19 protein-coding genes are annotated in these 17,312 nt (G+C 58.8%); 8 read left to right on the top strand and 11 right to left on the bottom strand.

The window, feature by feature from the left end; genetic code table 11:
* Positions 1 to 19: 19 nt before the first annotated feature.
* Positions 20 to 1,006: an NAD(P)H-quinone oxidoreductase gene (locus ACR0M9_RS08800; protein WP_480506667.1), complete on the top strand. Its 987-nt coding sequence runs from the start codon at positions 20 to 22 to the stop codon at positions 1,004 to 1,006.
* Between the two features lie 30 nt (positions 1,007 to 1,036).
* On the opposite strand, the gene ACR0M9_RS08795 is transcribed toward ACR0M9_RS08800, so the two are convergent.
* The gene (locus ACR0M9_RS08795; RefSeq protein WP_480773365.1) at positions 1,037 to 1,894 is read right to left on the bottom strand and encodes a DUF2189 domain-containing protein; all 858 of its coding nucleotides are present in this window, start codon (positions 1,892 to 1,894) and stop codon (positions 1,037 to 1,039) included.
* A 193-nt stretch (positions 1,895 to 2,087) separates the two neighbouring features.
* Between ACR0M9_RS08795 and ACR0M9_RS08790 the strand changes: the two genes are divergently transcribed.
* Positions 2,088 to 3,071: a quinone oxidoreductase family protein gene (locus ACR0M9_RS08790; protein ID WP_480483039.1), complete on the top strand. Its 984-nt coding sequence runs from the start codon at positions 2,088 to 2,090 to the stop codon at positions 3,069 to 3,071.
* 128 nt (positions 3,072 to 3,199) lie between these two features.
* On the opposite strand, the gene ACR0M9_RS08785 is transcribed toward ACR0M9_RS08790, so the two are convergent.
* The 8 genes from ACR0M9_RS08785 to ACR0M9_RS08750 form a co-directional block, all read right to left on the bottom strand.
* On the bottom strand, positions 3,200 to 3,676 hold the full coding sequence (locus ACR0M9_RS08785; protein ID WP_480773364.1) for a YHS domain-containing (seleno)protein: 477 nt from the start codon (positions 3,674 to 3,676) through the stop codon (positions 3,200 to 3,202).
* A 192-nt stretch (positions 3,677 to 3,868) separates the two neighbouring features.
* Entirely contained in the window at positions 3,869 to 4,138 is a 270-nt protein-coding gene (locus tag ACR0M9_RS08780) for a hypothetical protein (protein WP_209506632.1), read from the bottom strand.
* Positions 4,135 to 4,740 carry a glycerol-3-phosphate 1-O-acyltransferase PlsY gene (gene plsY, locus ACR0M9_RS08775; RefSeq protein WP_480773363.1) on the bottom strand — a complete coding sequence of 202 codons (606 nt, stop codon included), beginning with the start codon at positions 4,738 to 4,740 and terminating at the stop codon, positions 4,135 to 4,137. The genes ACR0M9_RS08780 and plsY overlap by 4 nt, the downstream gene beginning before the upstream one ends.
* Positions 4,740 to 6,020, bottom strand: coding sequence for a dihydroorotase (gene pyrC, locus ACR0M9_RS08770; RefSeq protein WP_480773362.1), 1,281 nt, complete (start codon positions 6,018 to 6,020; stop codon positions 4,740 to 4,742). Before pyrC ends, plsY begins: the two co-directional genes overlap by 1 nt.
* On the bottom strand, positions 6,017 to 6,403 hold the full coding sequence (locus ACR0M9_RS08765; RefSeq protein ID WP_480506675.1) for a hypothetical protein: 387 nt from the start codon (positions 6,401 to 6,403) through the stop codon (positions 6,017 to 6,019). The genes pyrC and ACR0M9_RS08765 overlap by 4 nt, the downstream gene beginning before the upstream one ends.
* Entirely contained in the window at positions 6,388 to 6,906 is a 519-nt protein-coding gene (locus ACR0M9_RS08760; protein ID WP_480773361.1) for a hypothetical protein, read from the bottom strand. The genes ACR0M9_RS08765 and ACR0M9_RS08760 overlap by 16 nt, the downstream gene beginning before the upstream one ends.
* Positions 6,903 to 7,838: an aspartate carbamoyltransferase catalytic subunit gene (locus tag ACR0M9_RS08755; RefSeq protein ID WP_267366053.1), complete on the bottom strand. Its 936-nt coding sequence runs from the start codon at positions 7,836 to 7,838 to the stop codon at positions 6,903 to 6,905. The genes ACR0M9_RS08760 and ACR0M9_RS08755 overlap by 4 nt, the downstream gene beginning before the upstream one ends.
* 59 nt (positions 7,839 to 7,897) lie before the next feature.
* Entirely contained in the window at positions 7,898 to 8,512 is a 615-nt protein-coding gene (locus ACR0M9_RS08750; protein WP_480773360.1) for a scavenger receptor class F, member 2, read from the bottom strand.
* Positions 8,513 to 8,595: 83 nt separating this feature from the next.
* Between ACR0M9_RS08750 and ACR0M9_RS08745 the strand changes: the two genes are divergently transcribed.
* The 6 genes from ACR0M9_RS08745 (at position 8,596) to ACR0M9_RS08720 (ending at position 16,087) form a co-directional block, all read left to right on the top strand.
* Positions 8,596 to 9,363: a uracil-DNA glycosylase gene (locus tag ACR0M9_RS08745; protein ID WP_480773359.1), complete on the top strand. Its 768-nt coding sequence runs from the start codon at positions 8,596 to 8,598 to the stop codon at positions 9,361 to 9,363.
* Positions 9,360 to 9,959, top strand: a complete 600-nt coding sequence (locus ACR0M9_RS08740) for a metallophosphoesterase family protein (protein WP_480773358.1) — start codon at positions 9,360 to 9,362, stop codon at positions 9,957 to 9,959. The genes ACR0M9_RS08745 and ACR0M9_RS08740 overlap by 4 nt, the downstream gene beginning before the upstream one ends.
* A complete protein-coding gene (locus ACR0M9_RS08735) occupies positions 9,956 to 10,576 on the top strand; it encodes a LysE family translocator (RefSeq protein ID WP_480773357.1) in 621 nt (206 codons plus the stop codon). The genes ACR0M9_RS08740 and ACR0M9_RS08735 overlap by 4 nt, the downstream gene beginning before the upstream one ends.
* A 6-nt stretch (positions 10,577 to 10,582) precedes the next feature.
* Positions 10,583 to 11,125, top strand: coding sequence for a molybdenum cofactor biosynthesis protein B (moaB, locus tag ACR0M9_RS08730; protein ID WP_480773356.1), 543 nt, complete (start codon positions 10,583 to 10,585; stop codon positions 11,123 to 11,125).
* Between the two features lie 106 nt (positions 11,126 to 11,231).
* Positions 11,232 to 12,680, top strand: a complete 1,449-nt coding sequence (locus tag ACR0M9_RS08725) for an efflux RND transporter periplasmic adaptor subunit (protein WP_480486830.1) — start codon at positions 11,232 to 11,234, stop codon at positions 12,678 to 12,680.
* A gap of 5 nt (positions 12,681 to 12,685) precedes the next feature.
* Positions 12,686 to 16,087 carry an efflux RND transporter permease subunit gene (locus tag ACR0M9_RS08720; protein ID WP_480773355.1) on the top strand — a complete coding sequence of 1,134 codons (3,402 nt, stop codon included), beginning with the start codon at positions 12,686 to 12,688 and terminating at the stop codon, positions 16,085 to 16,087.
* Here ACR0M9_RS08720 and ACR0M9_RS08715 read toward each other — a convergent pair.
* Together ACR0M9_RS08715 and ACR0M9_RS08710 are read right to left on the bottom strand one after the other, a co-directional pair.
* Complete coding sequence (locus ACR0M9_RS08715) at positions 16,084 to 16,503, bottom strand: NUDIX hydrolase (protein WP_480486596.1); 420 nt, start codon at positions 16,501 to 16,503, stop codon at positions 16,084 to 16,086. The genes ACR0M9_RS08720 and ACR0M9_RS08715 overlap by 4 nt on opposite strands.
* Positions 16,504 to 16,507: 4 nt before the next feature.
* Entirely contained in the window at positions 16,508 to 17,308 is an 801-nt protein-coding gene (locus ACR0M9_RS08710) for a protein-disulfide reductase DsbD domain-containing protein (RefSeq protein ID WP_480773354.1), read from the bottom strand.
* Between the last annotated feature and the right edge of the window lie 4 nt (positions 17,309 to 17,312).

Here is a 17,312-nt window from a genome sequence, read left to right as displayed (position 1 = left end):
TTGGGCAAAGGAGGTGCTTATGACCCAGATGATGCGTGCTGTTGAGATCACTCAACCGGGTGGTCCCGATGTTTTGCAGCTGACCGAACGGCCTATCCCTAAGCCGGGGGCCGGACAGGTTGTATTGAAAGTGTCCTATGCCGGGGTGAACCGCCCCGATGCTTTGCAACGCGCGGGCGCTTACGATCCGCCGCCGGGCGCCAGCGACCTGCCGGGGCTTGAGGCTTCGGGCGAAGTGGTTTCAGTTGGTGCGGGGGTTGAAGGACTGTCTGTCGGCGATCGGGTCTGCGCACTGCTGCCGGGCGGAGGATATGCGGAATACGTTTCGACCCCAGCGACCCATTGTTTGCCAGTGCCTGCAGGTATGGGAATGAAAGAGGCAGCGTGTCTGCCCGAGACCTTCTTTACAGTCTGGTCCAACGTGTTCATGCGTGGCGGGTTGAAGGCAGGTGAACGCTTTTTGGTTCACGGTGGGTCCAGCGGAATTGGTACGACGGCAATCCAACTGGCCAATGCCTTTGGCGCGCGCGTTTTTGCCACGGCTGGGTCGGATGAGAAATGTGAGGCTTGCGTCAAGCTGGGCGCGGAAAAGGCGATCAACTATCGAAACGAGGATTTCGTAGCAGCCATGCGCGCCGAAGGTGGGGCAAACCTGATCCTTGATATGGTCGGCGGTGATTACATTCCGCGCAACGTCAAAGCTCTGGCCGAGGATGGGCGGCTGGTGCAAATCGCGTTTCTGCAAGGGCCTGTGGTCGAGCTGAACTTTGCCGTGATGATGGTCAAGCGTCTGACCCTGACCGGCAGCACCCTGCGCCCGCAAAGCGATCTGGCCAAGGCGCAAATCGCGCAGGACCTGCGCGAAGCTGTCTGGCCTCTTTTGGAAGCCGGAAAAGTTGCGCCCGTGATGGACAGCGAGTTTGATCTGACCGAGGCAGCCGCCGCCCATGCGCGCATGGAAAGCTCGGGCCATATTGGCAAGATTGTTCTGAAGATCGCGGGTTGAGTTTTGAATGCGCGGGCGTGTCCCGCGCGTTCACGCAACGGCTCGGCGATACAGATGCCACGTGGCATGACCCAGAACGGGCATCACCACGATAAGACCCAACAGCAGTGGCAAAGCCCCCAGGAACAAAAGCACCGCTACAATGAACCCCCAGGTCAGAATGACTCCGGGGTTGTGACGCAGCACTCTGAATGATGTCACAACAGCAACCGGTAGGCCCACTTTGCGGTCCAGCAGTAAGGGAAAACTGACCACGCTGATCGCCAGAGCGCAAAGGGCAAAAACAAACCCAACCGCAGTTCCGACAATGACCATCGCCCAGCCCGCAGAGGTCGAGAAAACCTGCGTGGCAAATGCGCTGAGCGACGCTGGAACCTCGGGGCCCATCGTGTAGGTGTGAATGCTTTGCGCCACCATTAGCCAAAGCAGCAGCAGCATTACTAGGTAAAACCCCAAAACCAGAATTGCTCCGAACGACGGCGATCGAAGCACACCAAATGCGTCCAGCCAGTGAACCTCGCTGCCCTGTTCACGTTTGCGGCTGATTTCATAGAGGCCCACGGCCGCAACAGGCCCGATCAGCGCAAAGCCTGCGACCAGAGGGGCCAGAAGCGGAACCAGATTGGCATTCAGGGCAAAGCCGAACATCAAAAGCCCGGCGATCGGATAAACCAGGACAATGAATACGACATCCGCTCGGGTTTCGAGAAAATCCTGATACCCCGCCCTCAGGCAGGCCCGTAGGTCTTGCAGGGTCAAGGTCTGCACCATTGGCACTTGCGTTGGATCTGCACTGCCAAGTTGCGAGACGCTTTCGGTGACGTGGTCACTTGTGGCGCCCAGAGCCTGGGCTGCCCAGCTGATCGGATTTCCGATTGTCTTAGCCATTTCTTCACCCTTCCCTGGCGAGACTTGCGCCGCGGAACGGATCCGGCATTCAGTTGCCCGTGGCCGGTCCAACCGGCAACGCCATACCTCAGTATAACATAAATTTGCGAAATCTGGATCAATACTCCGGCATCGGACGGATTGCCCTGTGTCACAGTCATGTTAGCTTGATGGCAGGCAAGAGGAGATCAGGATGCAGCAAACAGCGAAAACGGTTGTGATTCATGAATTTGGTGGGCCTGAGGTTCTGCGGATCGAAGACAGGCCAGTGGGCGACCCCGGTCCGGGTGAGATACGTATTCGGCATCAGGCCTGCGGGTTGAACTTCATCGATGTATATCAACGCACCGGCCTGTATCCCCTTGATCTTCCACATGCTTTAGGCATGGAAGCGGCGGGTACCGTTGAAGCGGTTGGGGAAGGGGTAACGCATCTTCAGCCGGGGCAGCGGGCCGCTTACGCCGCAGCCCCGCCCGGTGCATATTGCGAGGCGCGTGTGATGCCCGCAGCGCAGGTTTGCCCGCTACCGGATGGCATCACATTCGAAGCCGGCGCAGCGATGATGCTGAAAGGTCTGACAGTTGAATACCTGTTTCACCGGACCACACCATTGAAGCGGGGCGATACGGTTCTGTTCCATGCGGCAGCTGGCGGGGTCGGGTTGATTGCATGCCAATGGGCTAAATCCGAAGGCATCACCTTGATCGGAACGGCGGGGAGTGACGAAAAATGCAGCCTTGCCCGGTTTAACGGGGCCGCGCATTGCATCAATTACAGGTCCGAGAATTTCGCCGAACGTGTGGCTGAGATTACAAAGGGTCAGGGCGTAGACGTGGTGATGGATTCGGTTGGGGCGGACACGTTCGAAGGATCACTGGATTGCCTGAAACCGCTGGGCATGATGATTTCCTTCGGCAACGCCTCGGGCCCGGTTCCACCGTTCAACCTTGGGATTCTGGGCCAGAAAGGTTCGCTCAAGATCACCCGGCCCACGTTGTTTACACATATCGCGGACCATGCGGTGTGTCAGGCAATGTCGCGTCGCCTGTTTGGCAAAGTCGAGGGGGGTGAGGTCAAAATCCATGTCGATCAGCGCTTTGCCTTGGATCAGGTTGCTGATGCGCATCGCGCGCTTGAGGCGCGGCAAACGACCGGCAGCACAATTCTGGACCTGTAACGCAGTACCGAAACGCCATTGCCCTTAGAATTGGGATACTTGATGCGCCGGATGGGAAGGACAAGAGGTCTTCAATGACATACGGCGGCGGAAAAACCGCCGCCGCTGTGCCTGAAAAAAATCAGGTTTTACTGCGATTGCAGCTCTGCGGGAGATTTTTCAGCAATCGTTTCCCAGTTTGCGCTCGCGCTTTCGATGAAACCTGGGATGTCGCCTTCCCAGCGCTCCTGAATGTCTTTGGACAGGTTCAGATACAGCTTGTTGTCAACGATCTTCCAGTGGTTCGGGTCGCCGTCGAATTTAAAGCCCATGGCCGCGCCGAAGGCACAATAGCCGCCATATGCAGGCAGGTACGCTTCGGGGTTGGCTTCAAAGGCAGCTTTGTTTTCTTCCGACGCGAAACGGTACAGGGCCTCATCATGCAGCGCAGTGATGCGGTAATCGCCTTTTGTCGCTTCGCCAGCGGTGAAGTACGCCACCGGATCATAACCCTGCATGGCTAGACCGGTCGAGCTTGCGTTGATTTCGACGCCAGCCGCCAGTGCGGAGGTTGCCAAAGTGACAGACAGTGCCACGCCACTGATCAGAGATTTAAACTTGTTCATTGTTTCACCTTTCGTGAAATGAGCCCGTTCAGCACCGCAATAATTGCCGCCGTAAGGCCCAGATTGTTGTCCTGTGTGGCCCGTAATTGACCGTCACGATAGCGATCTGGGAAGCGGGCTGATCACGTTCAAAACAATGATTTGTGATTGTGCGCAGGTGATAGAGCCACTGTTCTTTTTTGCCGAGCCACCTCAGGCATCCGGCCTTAAGTTCAGAACAAATGCGATGACTTTGTTTGCGGGCATTTCACAGGGTCGCAGCAACGCGCCGCTTCCCATGGTCTGATACAGGTTCAGGCTGATATAGTCGGTTCCGCCTAGCTCGTGCGCGACCAGCTTGTGGGATTTACCACCCGCCATTAGTTGACGCACAACAACATAGCGCCGACCGCCGGAGGTTCCGGTGAAACTGCCCAAGGGCAGTGCAAAAAGCGCAGACAGAAATGCGCCTGATGCGGTCACGGCTTTCCGATTCTGGGTTCCGTTCCGGCCTTGATCCGCGCAACGTTCGAGCTGTGCCGCCAGTAGACAAGAAGTGTCAGAATTATCCCAAGGATAAATGTAGTCCCGTTTGTCAGCAACAGCACCCAGGTTGTGGAAAGCGCAGCGGCTGCCAGTGCACCAACCGAGGATATCCGCCAGATTGCCGCCGCGACCAGCCAGGTAAGGCAGCAGGCAACACCGACGCGCCAGTCCAGTGCCAGCCAAAGCCCCAGGAAGGTCGCCACGCCCTTGCCGCCCTTGAAGCCCAGCCAAACCGGAAAGCAATGGCCCAGAAACGCCAAAAGTGCAGCAACCTGGGCCGCATCTTCACCCGCAAAGGCACGCGCAATCAGAACGGCTGCCGCGCCCTTGCCTGCGTCAAACAGCAGGGTCAGCGCCGCAGCGGTCTTGTTGCCGGTACGCAGAACGTTGGTTGCTCCGATATTGCCGGAACCGATCTCGCGCAGATTTCCCAACCCCATGAACTTGGCCAGCAACAGGCCGAAGGGAATAGAGCCCATCAGATATCCAACCACCGCCCATTGGAGCAGTTCGCTAGTTGAGTTGTCGATTGGGGGCATCAGGGTCTCCGGAACACTTCATTACCTGCTACATAGGTCGAAATGACCTTACCTTGCATCCGCTGGCCGTCAAATGGAGTGTTCTGAGATTTCGATTTTAGTGCAAACCGATCAAGCACAAAAGGCACATCCGGGTCGAACAGAACCAGATCCGCTGGCGCGCCTTTCGACAGGCGACCGCTGTCCAGTCCAAGCCGCTTGGCCGGGTTAAGGGCCATGGCCCGAAAAAGCGTCGGCAGATCCAGCTGGCCCGCGTGATACAGGCGCAAGGCCGCGGGCAGAAGCGTTTCCAGTGCGACCGCACCCGAGGCCGCTTCTTCAAACGGCAGGCGCTTGCTTTCTTCGTCCTGAGGGGTGTGCATCGAGCTGATGATATCGATCAGCCCGGTGCGAACAGCTTCAATTACCGCTTGCCTGTCGTCTTCTGATCGCAGCGGCGGCTTGACCTTGAAGAAGGTGCGATAGTCGGCCACGTCAAGCTCGTTCAACGTCAAGTGGTGGATCGACGTCCCTGCGGTTATGTCCAGCCCATTGCGCTTGGCGCGCTCCAGTGCAGGCAGCGCCCGGGCAGTGGTGATTTGGTCGGCGTGATAGGCGGCACCGGTCATCTCCAGCAGGGCAATGTCGCGGTCCAGCCCCATCCGCTCTGCCATCGGTGACACTACGGGCAAGCCGCGCAGTGCCGCGAACTTGCCACTGGTCGCTGCGGCCCCGGCGCTCAGCCCCGGCTCTTGCGGGTGGGCTATCACAAGCGCGCCACAGGATTTCGCATAGGTCAGGGCACGGGAAAACACCTTGGTATTAGTGATGACGTGATCGCAATCGGTGAAGGCGATCGCGCCCGCGTCCATCAGAAACCCGATCTCGGTCATCTCACGCCCTTCGCGCCCTTTGGTCAGGGCAGCCATCGGCTGAACATTGACTGGCGCATCGGCCTGCGCCCGGCGTGTCGCGAATTCCAGCGTTTCCGGTGTGTCGACTGCTGGCAGAGTATCCGGTCGGGTGACAATCGTCGTGACACCGCCAGCTGCAGCAGCAAGTCCTGCTGACCGATAGCTTTCCTTATGACGTTCACCGGGTTCACAGACCTTGACGCCAATATCGATGATGCCAGGGGCGAGGCACTTGCCGTTGCACTCTACGATATGCCCTTCAGTACATGGCGCGCTTCCTTCGCCTCGGGCGGTAATCCGGCCATTGTTCACCTGCAACCAGCCAGTTGACTCTGTTCCGGCTTCGGGGTCGATCAGGCGGGCGTTGGCGAAAAGAACGGAAGTCATGGAACAGCCCTTTCGATGGCGGCCTTCGTGGCGGCGGGATCGGCCTGATACTTGATCAGGTGTTTGTCGCCGCCTTTGGTAACGACTTGGACAAAACTGCCCATGGTTTTAACCGCCTCGACCTGATTCAGCGGTACTTTGCGGGGACCGGGGCCGGTCAACAAAGTGCCGGTCATCTCCCAGTTAGCAGCCAGTTCTTCCGATGCCAGATACCACGCGCGGATGCCAATTGCGGCGAGGCCGGCGGGTGCTCCGGTCCAGACATAAGGGTTGCCGGTCAACCACAAGACAGCCATTGCACCGGCCATGGCAGCCGCCGCTAGCCATGCATTGGTGCGGATATACGCGCCCTTGTCCGGGGCAAAGACTACAGGATCAGCCATAGAATCCCTCCGGTGACCAAAAGTACTGCCAATGCCATAACAGCCGAGCCTATGCGGAGCGGTTTGTTGTCAACCGGCGCGGTTTGCGGGGCGGAGAAAGGCTTGGCACTTTCGGTTTCGATCACACCGCCGGTCCAATTGGTTGCCACTTCCGTGAAAAGACCCGTCAGGTGAAGCCGGGGATCGGGTTCAAGGGTCGTGGCCTGGTCTTTGAACGCCGCGCTGCGCAGAACCATGACCCATCCGCCGATCTGCGCCAGCGCCGCACGGTCCAACTGATCCTCGGACACGCCGCACCCTTCGTTCAGATAGCCGTAAAGCCCAAGTGCTTCGAGGTCGGATACCGGAAAAATGTCGATCTGCTCGGGGTCCAGCCCGTCGACGCCAAGCACCTGATCGGCGGCACCCGGTTCGCGCAGGAACTTTGCCTCTTCCGGGCGCATGTCCAGTGTGAACAGGCGCAGAACGCCGCGTTCATGGGGGGCGACTATCAGAGTGCTCATGCAACCTCGCGCAGGTTGCGGGCCAGAAGGTCCATGGCGGCCATGCGGACAGCGACCCCCATCTCCACCTGCTCCTGTATTACGGATCGATTGATGTCATCAGCCAGGGTTCCGTCGATCTCAACCCCGCGGTTCATTGGGCCGGGGTGCATGACGATGGCATCGGGCTTGGCCAGCGCCAGCTTTTCAGCATTCAAGCCGTAACGGTGGTAGTACTCGCGTTCTGACGGGATGAAGCCTCCGTCCATTCGTTCTTTCTGAAGGCGCAGCATCATGACCACATCGACGTCTTTGAGACCCTCGTTCATGTCGTCATAAACCTCGGCCCCGAACTCGGCGAATTGCGACGGCACGAGTGTGGGCGGGCCGATCAGACGAATGCGGTTTTCCATCTTGCCCAGCAGGATCAAATTGGATCGAGCAACACGAGAGTGCGCGACATCGCCGCAAATGGCGATGTTCAGACGGTGCAGGCGACCTTTGGCGCGGCGGATCGTCAGCGCGTCCAGCAAAGCTTGTGTCGGATGTTCATGCCGCCCGTCGCCTGCGTTCAGAACAGCGCAGTTGACCTTTTGCGCCAGCAGGTCGACCGCGCCCGAATGCGGGTGACGCACCACCAAAAGGTCGGGATGCATCGCGTTCAGGGTCAGCGCAGTGTCGATCAGCGTCTCGCCCTTTTTGATCGAACTGGCCTGCATCGCCATGTTCATCACATCTGCACCCAGACGCTTGCCAGCCAGTTCGAAGCTTGCTTGCGTTCGGGTCGAGTTTTCAAAGAACATGTTGATCTGGGTGAGCCCCGACAACACATCCGAATGCTTGGTCGACTGGCGGTTCATGTCGACATAGGTTTCGGCTAGATCGAGAATTTCGGTGATATCGGATTGCGACAGATGCTCGATGCCAAGAAGGTGACGATGGGCGAAACGCATGGGCGGGCTCCTGTCTGACAATCGGGCCGCTTATAGAAAGCCACGCGGTGCAAAGCAACCTAAGGATCAGAACCCTCTGACAGTTTTTCGCAGCCGCCTTCGGGCAGACATTGTTCACCTGGTTTGCACCATTTGCCGTATCCGCAGTCGATGGCTTTGATCGGCACGCAACCCTGATGGTCCGAGCATTTGAATCCCGGACGGCACTGCGAGCCTGTTTCTTCGCACAGGAACCATCCCGGACGGGAACACCCCCCACCCGGCAGACAGGACGAGCCGCGCGCACAAGTGCGGCCATCCTCGCATATCGTAGGAGGGGCTGTACCCGGATCTGATGTGATCCGTTCACATTCGCCGCGCCCATTGCAAAAACTGTCACCGGGGCAATCCAGACGCGATGTGCATTTGTTCACGCCTGCGGGTGCACAACGCGCTCCTCCCGCTACGCAGCGTTCAAACGGGCCGCAACTGCGCCCGCCACCGCAATAGGTGCCGCCCAGCGGTATGCAGTGCCCATCAAAGCTGCATCTTTGACCACCGGAACAACAGGTGGTGCCGCATTTGAACTGGCCCGCACGGCACTGGCCCTGTGCGTTGTGGAACGTCGCCAATGCCGGATTGCCGGTAAGCACCAGTCCAAGCCCGATCAGGAGGATTCGCAAGGTTCTGAGCATCGTTCTCTGATGGTCGGCGCGACAGAGCGACCGATCAAGCCCAATTCGCTTTCCATCAGCCCTCAGGCGGGTAAATTATCCATATGGAATCGGGCTTGGACTATTATTCTGCGCGGGCCCTGCTGGAATGGCAGGTCGAACTGGGCGTGACCGAGGCAATCGGGGACGCTCCGGTTGATCGATATTCGGTGCCGGACACTTCACCAAAACCCAAGAAGGCAGAGGTTGCGGCAGCCATCCCGTCAAAGCCCGGACAGACCGACCCGGTAACGGTTGCGCAAGCAGCGGCCAAGGGGGCGGGGTCACTGGATCAGCTGCGCGATGCGATGGAAGCTTTTGATCACTGCGAGCTGAAGCGCGGGGCGCGGCAGTTGGTTTTTGCTGATGGAACGCCCGGTGCGCGGGTGATGATCATCGGTGAGGCGCCGGGCCGCGACGAAGACCGCGAGGGCAAGCCCTTTGTCGGGCGCGCGGGCCAGTTGCTGGATCGCATGTTGGCCGCGATTGATCTGGATCGCAGGCAGAACGTCTATATCACAAACGTGCTGCCATGGCGGCCCCCACAGAACCGTGACCCAAAGCCCGAAGAAATCGGGATGATGACGCCCTTCCTGGAACGTCACGTGGCGTTGGCCCGGCCCGAGGTTCTGGTGGTGATGGGCAATATCAGCTGTCAGGCCGTTCTGGGCAAGCGCGGGATTACCCGATTGCGCGGCCAATGGGATCAGGCGATGGACCTGCCTGTGATCCCAATGTTTCATCCAGCTTATTTGCTGCGCCAGCCGCAAATGAAGCGACAGGCCTGGGCTGATCTGCTGGAGTTACAAGCCCGGCTGCGAGGTGAGTCATGAAGATCTTGGCGTTTTCCGATCTTCATATGGCGCGCAACCGCGCTGCTGATCTGGTGGCGGCCAGCGCTGATGCCGACCTGGTTATCGGCGCAGGGGATTATTGCAATATGCGGCAGGGTCTGGACGAGGCGATGCAAATGCTTTCGGGCGTTTCAGCGCCGCTGGTCCTGATACCCGGGAATGCAGAAAGCGCAGAGGATCTGGGCAAAGCTGTGCCCGAGGGTGTGCATGTTCTGCATGGAACGGGAATGACGGTGGATGGATTGCTCCTGTTCGGGCTTGGCTACGGTGTTCCACCCACACCGTTTGGTGATTGGTCCTGTGATCTGACCGAGGGTGAGGCCGCCGAACTGCTGGCGCGCTGCAGCGGAGCAGATATCTTGATTTCGCACTCACCGCCCAAGGGCCATGGGGATGTGACCTCGCAAGGCATGGCTGTGGGCTCGATCGCTGTTCGGGACGCGATCGAGCGGATACAGCCCCGTTTCACGTTTTGCGGCCATATTCACGACAGCTGGGGATATCGCGGCTCGATCGGCCGCACCCGGATCGCCAACCTTGGTCCCAAGGTAAACTGGTTCGAGGTCGCTGTATGATTGAGTTGGTAACGCTGCTTGCCTTCATTCCCGCCGCGCTGGCGCTGAACCTGACACCGGGCGCGGATATGATGTTCTGTTTCGGTCAGGGCCTGCGATCAGGTCCGCGCGCCGCAATTGCCGCAAGTGCCGGGATATCCGCGGGTGGAATGATACAGGTCCTTCTGGCTGGGCTGGGCCTCGGCGCGGCGGTTGCGGCCTTGCCATGGCTGTTCGATGTCATTCGCTGGGTTGGTGTTGCATACCTGTTGTATCTTGCCTGGGGTGCTGTTCGAAATGGCGCAGTGTCGGCCGAGACCCCCGTCAAACCGGCCCGGTTGTCCTTTCGGGATGGGATGCTTGTCAATCTGACGAACCCCAAGGTTATTCTGTTCGTTCTTGCCTTTATCCCGCAGTTTGTAGACCCGTCGCGGGGATCGGTCCTGATGCAGTTTTTGATCTTTGGCACAATCATCGGCATCGGCGGGTTCGTGGTGAACGGGCTGGTTGGTGTATTCGCCGGAAGCGCGGGGCGCCATCTGGTCTCGAATCCGCGCGCCTCACGTATTCTGGGCTGGATTACAGGGGGCATTTTTGCGGCCCTTGCGGTCCGGCTTGCCATTCTGGAAAGGGCCTGACACCACATGTCGCGCATTGACGAAACCATGGAGTTCATTCCGGTTAAGATCGCCTTACTGACTGTTTCGGATACCAGATCGATGGAAGAGGACCGCTCGGGTCAGACATTGGCGGACCGGATCGAAAAGGCGGGCCATGTTGTTGCGGATCGGAGAATAATTCGGGACGAGCGCAGACAGATTGCAGATCAGTTGCGCGCGTGGGTGGCGGACGAACAGATCGACGTCGTGATTTCGACCGGCGGCACGGGTCTGACTGGGCGCGATGTCACCGTCGAGGCGCATCGCGATGTCTATGAAAAAGAGATCGAAGCCTTTGGCACTGTCTTCACGATCATCTCGATGGAAAAGATCGGAACTTCGGCGGTGCAGTCGCGGGCGACGGGGGGCGTTGCGGGGGGGACATACCTGTTCGCCTTGCCCGGCAGCCCGGGGGCCTGCAAGGACGCGTGGGACGGTATTTTGGAAAAACAGTTCGATTATCGCCATCGCCCGTGCAATTTTGTGGAAATAATGCCCAGATTGGACGAACATCTGCGACGGAAGTAGACTGGTCATACGTTCCATTCCGTATAACCGCCTTGTGGCTTGGCATATTTCCTGATCCAGCTACATGTTGTGGACGGCAGCGTGGTGCAACCGGGGTAACTGATTGATGCGATTTCTGCGGCATAGTCTTGTCGGTATTTTTCTGGCGTTTCTGGCGCTGGCTTTGTTGTTTGTTGCCGTGCAGATGATCGTTGGGGCCGTTCAGGAGGCTTTGACGCACGATAACGCGACACCTCCCGCTCGAGAAAGGATCTTTGCTGTTTCGGTTCGGCCTGCCGAGGCGGAAACCGTCACCCCATATCTTGAAGCTTTCGGAGAGGTTCAAAGCCGCCGCAGGCTGGAGTTGCGCGCGGCGCTTGGTGGTCGCGTTGTCGCGCTGGCGGAAGACTTTGAAGATGGTGGAATTGTTGAGGCTGGCGAAGTGCTGGTTGAACTGGACCCGGCAGATGCGCAATCCGCACTGGATCGGGCCAAGTCCGACCTCTTGGACGCTCAGTTTGAAGAGCGCGATGCAGAACGCTCGTTGCTGCTGGCGCAGGACGAGCTGAAATCGGCTGAGGCTCAGGCGGAACTGCGGGAAAGGGCGTTGCAACGTCAACGCGATCTGGAATCTCGGGGCGTGGGGGCCGCCGCTAGCGTGGAAGAGGCCGAACTGGCTGCCGCAGCGGCGCAACAGGCCGTACTGGCGCGGCGTATTGCGCTGGCACAGGCTGAATCCCGTGTGGATCAGGCATCAACCCTGTTGGCCCGCGCCATGATTGCACTGGAAGCTGCGGAACGTGATCTGGGCGACATGACAATCCGGGCAGGCTTTGGCGGTACTTTAACGGATGTGACTCTTGTGGAAGGGCGGCTGGTATCGGCAAATGAAAAGCTGGCTGAACTGGTTGATCCCAACGACCTTGAGGTGGCATTTCGGGTGTCAACTGCGCAATATGTGCGGCTTCTGGATGGCGGTGATCGTCTGATCAACGCGCCGGTCACCATATCGCTCGAAGTGACAGGGACCGATCTGACCGCAATTGGCCAGATTAGTCGCGACAGCGGGTCTGCCGGTGAAGGTCAGACCGGGCGGTTGATCTATGCCCGTCTGCAAGAGGCATCGGGGTTTAAACCCGGGGATTTCGTTACGGTTTCAGTTCAGGAACAACCGCTTGCCGGAGTTTACCGGTTGCCGTCCTCGGCCCTTGATGCATCCGGAACAGTTCTGGTGCTTGGCCCTGATGACCGTTTGGAAAGCCTGCCGGTTCAACTCATCCGCCGCCAGGGGGACGAGGTTCTGCTGCGGGGCGACGGTTTGGAAGGGCGAGAGGTCGTCGTCGGGCGGACCCCCCTGCTTGGGTCAGGCGTGCGGGTGCGGCCCCTGCGGTTTGAGGCGGGTGCAGACCCCGGAATGGTCGAGCTGACGGACGAGAAACGAGCCGAACTTGTAGCTCAGGTCGAAGCGAACAGTGCGATGCCTCCGAAGGAAAAGACGCAGGTTCTAACCCGGCTGCGCGAAGCTCGTGTGCCGACGTCTTTGGTGCGCAGTATTGAAACCAGGGCTGGGGGATAAACGCCATGATGCGCGAGATACCTGGCGCGGCGGGCGGCATTCTCAGTTATTTCACGCGGCATCGGACAGTTGCCAACCTGCTGTTGCTTGTCATGCTGGTTCTTGGCGCGGCGGCAATCCCGAACATGCGGGCACAGTTCTTTCCGGACGTTATTCTGGAACGCGTCGATGTATCCGTAACCTGGGATGGTGCCGGGCCCGAGGACATGGACGCCGGGATCGTGCAGTTGCTGGAACCGGCGCTGCTGGCCGTCGAAGGGGTGACCAGTACCGAGGCCAGTTCGCACCCGGGCTGGACCCGGATCAGGCTGGAATTCGAACCCAACTGGGATGTGTCCCGCGCTGTCGAGGATGTTAGGACCGCCGTAGACGCTGTCACAGATCTGCCGGAAGACGCTGAGGAGCCCAGGATTCAACGTGGTGCGTGGCGTGATCGGGTGACGGATGTGGTGATCACGGGGCCGACCGATACTGCTCAGCTGGCGAAACTGACGGATGAGCTTATCAATCGTTTGTTCGCATCGGGTGTGACACGCACGACAATCCGGGGTGTTGCCGCACCGCGCATCGTTGTCGAGGTCACCACCGCGCAGTTGGTCGCAAACGATATCACGATGGCCGAAATCGCGGCAGCGATAGGTGCCGAAGTCAATACCGACCCCGCTGGCTATGTTGAGGGTGCGGGTGCTCTTGTCCGGGCAGGAGCTGAAAAACGCACGCCGGAACAGATCGAAGGCATCGCGCTGAGGACGAACGAAGATGGCTCCAAGCTGAAGGTTGGTGACATAGCTAGAATTTGGGTTGAAGGCGTCACCCGCGAGCGCAGCTATTATGTGGGCGACAATCCGGCCATGTCCATCAGAGTGGACCGGTCGAACCTGGGCGATGCGATAGGTATTCAGCACACGGTCGAGGACGTTGCCCGCGAGATGCAGGCCAGCCTTCCTGAAGGTGTGAGAATTGATCTGATCCGCACCCGGGCGCAAGCAATTACCGACCGGCTAAATATCCTCGTGGATAACGGGCTGATGGGGTTGGGGCTGGTTGTCATCCTGTTGTTCCTGTTTCTGAATGCGCGCATTGCCTTTTGGGTTGCTGCGGGCATTCCGGTGGCGATGTCGGCGGCGATCGCGCTGATGTATCTGGGCGGTCTGTCGCTGAACATGGTTTCCCTGTTCGGTCTGATCATCACCTTGGGGATCGTCGTAGATGACGCCATTGTCGTGGGCGAGCACGCCGATTATCGCGCACGCCGATTGGGCGAGACACCTGTGGAAGCCGCTGAGCGTGCCGCCCGGCGAATGGCAATGCCGGTTCTGGCCGCCACGGTAACGACGGTGATTGCGTTTTTCGGCCTGACGTTGGTTGGAGGGCGTTTCGGAGAACTGATCCGCGATATCCCTTTCACGGTAATCGCCGTTCTGGTTGCATCGCTGGTGGAATGCTTCCTGATCCTGCCCAACCACATGGCGCACGCAATTGCGCATTCGGCCAAGGAACACTGGTACGACCTGCCGAACCGCGTCGTCAATCGTGGCTTTCGTTGGGTTCGGGATCACTTGTTCCGCCCGCTGATCGCCTGGGTGATCTGGGCGCGTTATGTGGTCGCCGCGCTGATGATCGCCATCCTGGCCAGTCAGGTCGCATTGTTCATTCGTGGCGACGTGAACTGGCGGTTCTTCAACGCACCTGAACGCAGCTCAGTCAGCGGCGGGTTTATCATGCGCGAGGGGTCGACCCGGTCAGATACGCTTGAAATGATGCGCATTCTACAGGACGCAACCAACGAACTGGGCCGGATCTACGAAGAGCGTCATGGCCGAAATCCAATTGACTATGTCCTGGCCGAAGTTGGTGGCAATGCCGGGCGTGCGCTTGCTGCGGCTGATGGCAAGGACGGCAGTGTGCTGGGTGGTATTTCGATTGAATTGATCGACGCCGATCTGCGCCCCTATTCGAGTTTTGAGTTTGTGGGCGAGCTACAGGATTTCGTACCGCGCCACCCCAAGGTCGAAGTGATCAGCTTCCGTGGTTGGCGATCTGGCCCCGGTGGCGACGCCATCGACGTGCAGTTCTATGGCTCGGACGTAAATGTCCTGAAAGCCGCATCTGAAGATTTGCAAACCGCGCTGTCGAAGTTTCCTGAAGTCTCGGCGCTTGAGGACACTTTGGCATATGACAAGGAAGAGTTTCTTCTTGATCTGACGGCACAAGGTCAGGCGCTGGGCTTTCGGATCGAAACGCTGGGGCGGGCTTTGCGCAACCGTTTGAACGGGATTGAGGCCGCAACCTTCCCCGACGGGCCGCGCAGTGCCGAGATCCGTGTCGAACTGCCCGAAGGTGAACTGACAGCAGATTTTCTGGAACGAACTCTGATGCGTTCTCCTGACGGAGTCTATGTACCTTTGGCTGATATCGTTTCGGTCGAACGCAAGTCCGGGTTTTCGACGGTTCGGCGTGAAAACGGCCTGAGGGTGGTTTCAGTAACAGGTGACATTTCGGAAGACGATCCGGCACGGGCCGCCGAAATTGAACGCGTGATGCAGGACGAGATCCTGCCCAATATCGCAGCCGAAAGGCAGGTTGAGTGGCGCATGTCGGGTCTGAGCGAACAGGAAAACGAATTCCTGTCCGAGGCCCGCAATGGTCTGATCCTGTGCCTGACCGGTATTTACCTTGTACTGGCCTGGGTGTTTGCCAGCTGGACACGACCCCTTGTGGTCATGGCGATTATTCCCTTTGGCCTGGTCGGGGCGATTTGGGGCCATTACATCTGGGAGGTGCCACTGAGCATGTTCACGGTTGTCGGGCTGCTGGGCATGACAGGGATCATTATCAACGACTCGATCGTTTTGGTGACCACGATCGACGCATACCAGCAGGATCGCGGGTTGATTCCGTCGATTCTGGATGGCACGGCGGACAGGTTGCGACCTGTCATGCTGACCACGCTGACGACGGTTCTTGGGCTAGCGCCCTTACTATACGAAGGCTCTCAACAGGCGCAGTTCCTGAAACCGACAGTAATCACACTGGTCTACGGGCTTGGTTTCGGAATGTTGCTGGTGTTGGTACTTGTGCCTGCCTTGCTGGGAGTTCTCAATGACGTGGCACGTCCGATGACAGCCATGCGCCGCGCGGCGCGGGCCCCTGACAAGGTTGTTCGTGGCGCGTTGGCCGGAACCGGCGCGATGCTTGGGGTCTGGTTTGCCTTGACGATGATCTGGCCTGCCATCAACGGTGCACCGCTTGCCATATTACAAGGTCTTTATCCCGGTGATGATGGCATTGCCGCATTGAAAATGGGGCTGGGCGCGTTTGTTGCCGGAGCTGTGCCGATTGTGATTCTGAGCATTGCTGCCTCAGGCATGCTTTATGGTCGCCTCACGAAATCGGCAGATGCTTAAACCGCACGCAAGGCATATTCCATAAGCTCAATGACCCGCGCGCTCATGGGCAGGTTGCCCTGGCGTATCTGATCGACGGGAAACCACCGGGCATCCAATGCGTCGTCACCGGCCTTTGGCGTGCCCGAGCGATACTGGCAGGCGACCCCGACCAGCAGGTAATGGGACACGATCAGCCCATCTGGGGTTCGGCGCACAAGGTCCAGATTTTTCAGATAATGTGACGACTGCGCGATCACCGAGGTTTCTTCCAGCAATTCGCGTTGTGCCGCTTCCAATACGGTTTCACCCCATTCGACATGGCCGCCGGGAAACCCCCACAGCCCGGCGTCGGGCTGCTTGCTGCGCTGAACCAGAAGAACCTGATCCTGATGCAGAACAACGGCCAGGGCACCGATTTTTGGTGATTGGGTCATGAATTCAGCCTGCGCTGCAGCCCTGAATATCAACTGCGTGATTGGCGCCCAGAACTGTAATCCGGATTTCAGACCGATCCAGTGCAAAGGGTGTGCCCGATGCATTGATAATCTCGGCCTCGGCCACCAACGTATCACCTTGCCGTTGCGCAACCGGCTGCGACGCCCAGAGGGAGGGATTGCCGGGTTCGATCACAGCCACTTCATGACCACCTGCCGATGGCATGGTCACTCGTGCTTCGATACGCATACCATCTTTAGTCGGCGTCAGACGACAGGTGGCACTGGACACGCGAGCTTCTTGCGCGGAATAAGGGCGTTGCGCCAGTGCGGCGGCAATCGCGGGATGGCGCCCGGCATTGGCGTCGAGTGTGTGGTCAAAGCCCAGACGTTCCGGAATACAAACCTCTTTGCAAACGCCCAGATCCATTTCGCCCTGCAATCGGACCGGCTTGGCAGGGTTGCGCGGCGTAATCTCAATCGGAAGGACCAGTTGGTTCTTGTAACCGATCGACTGCAACCCGTTCTGATCGAAGACATCGGGGGCAGGCCATGTGATTTCAACACGCCCGACATTGCTTGAGCGTTTCCAGTTGATTTCCGGCGGGATGCCAGCATCTCCAGGCGCGCGCCAGTAGGTTTTCCAACCATCCTCAAGCGTCAGCTTCAAGGCGGTAAGATAAGTGCCGTTTGCAGTCCGTCCGCCATCCAGAACATCCAGCTGAACCACGCCGTCCAGACCCTGAGCGGCAACCGGGGCGGATAGATGCAGGCAAACGAGTGCGGCGACAGCAGTGTGTTTCATCGAC

The organism is Ruegeria sp. CH2, assembly GCF_056537065.1.
Note: the sequence above shows the minus strand (reverse complement) of the source record. Positions and strands in the feature narration are given on the sequence as shown.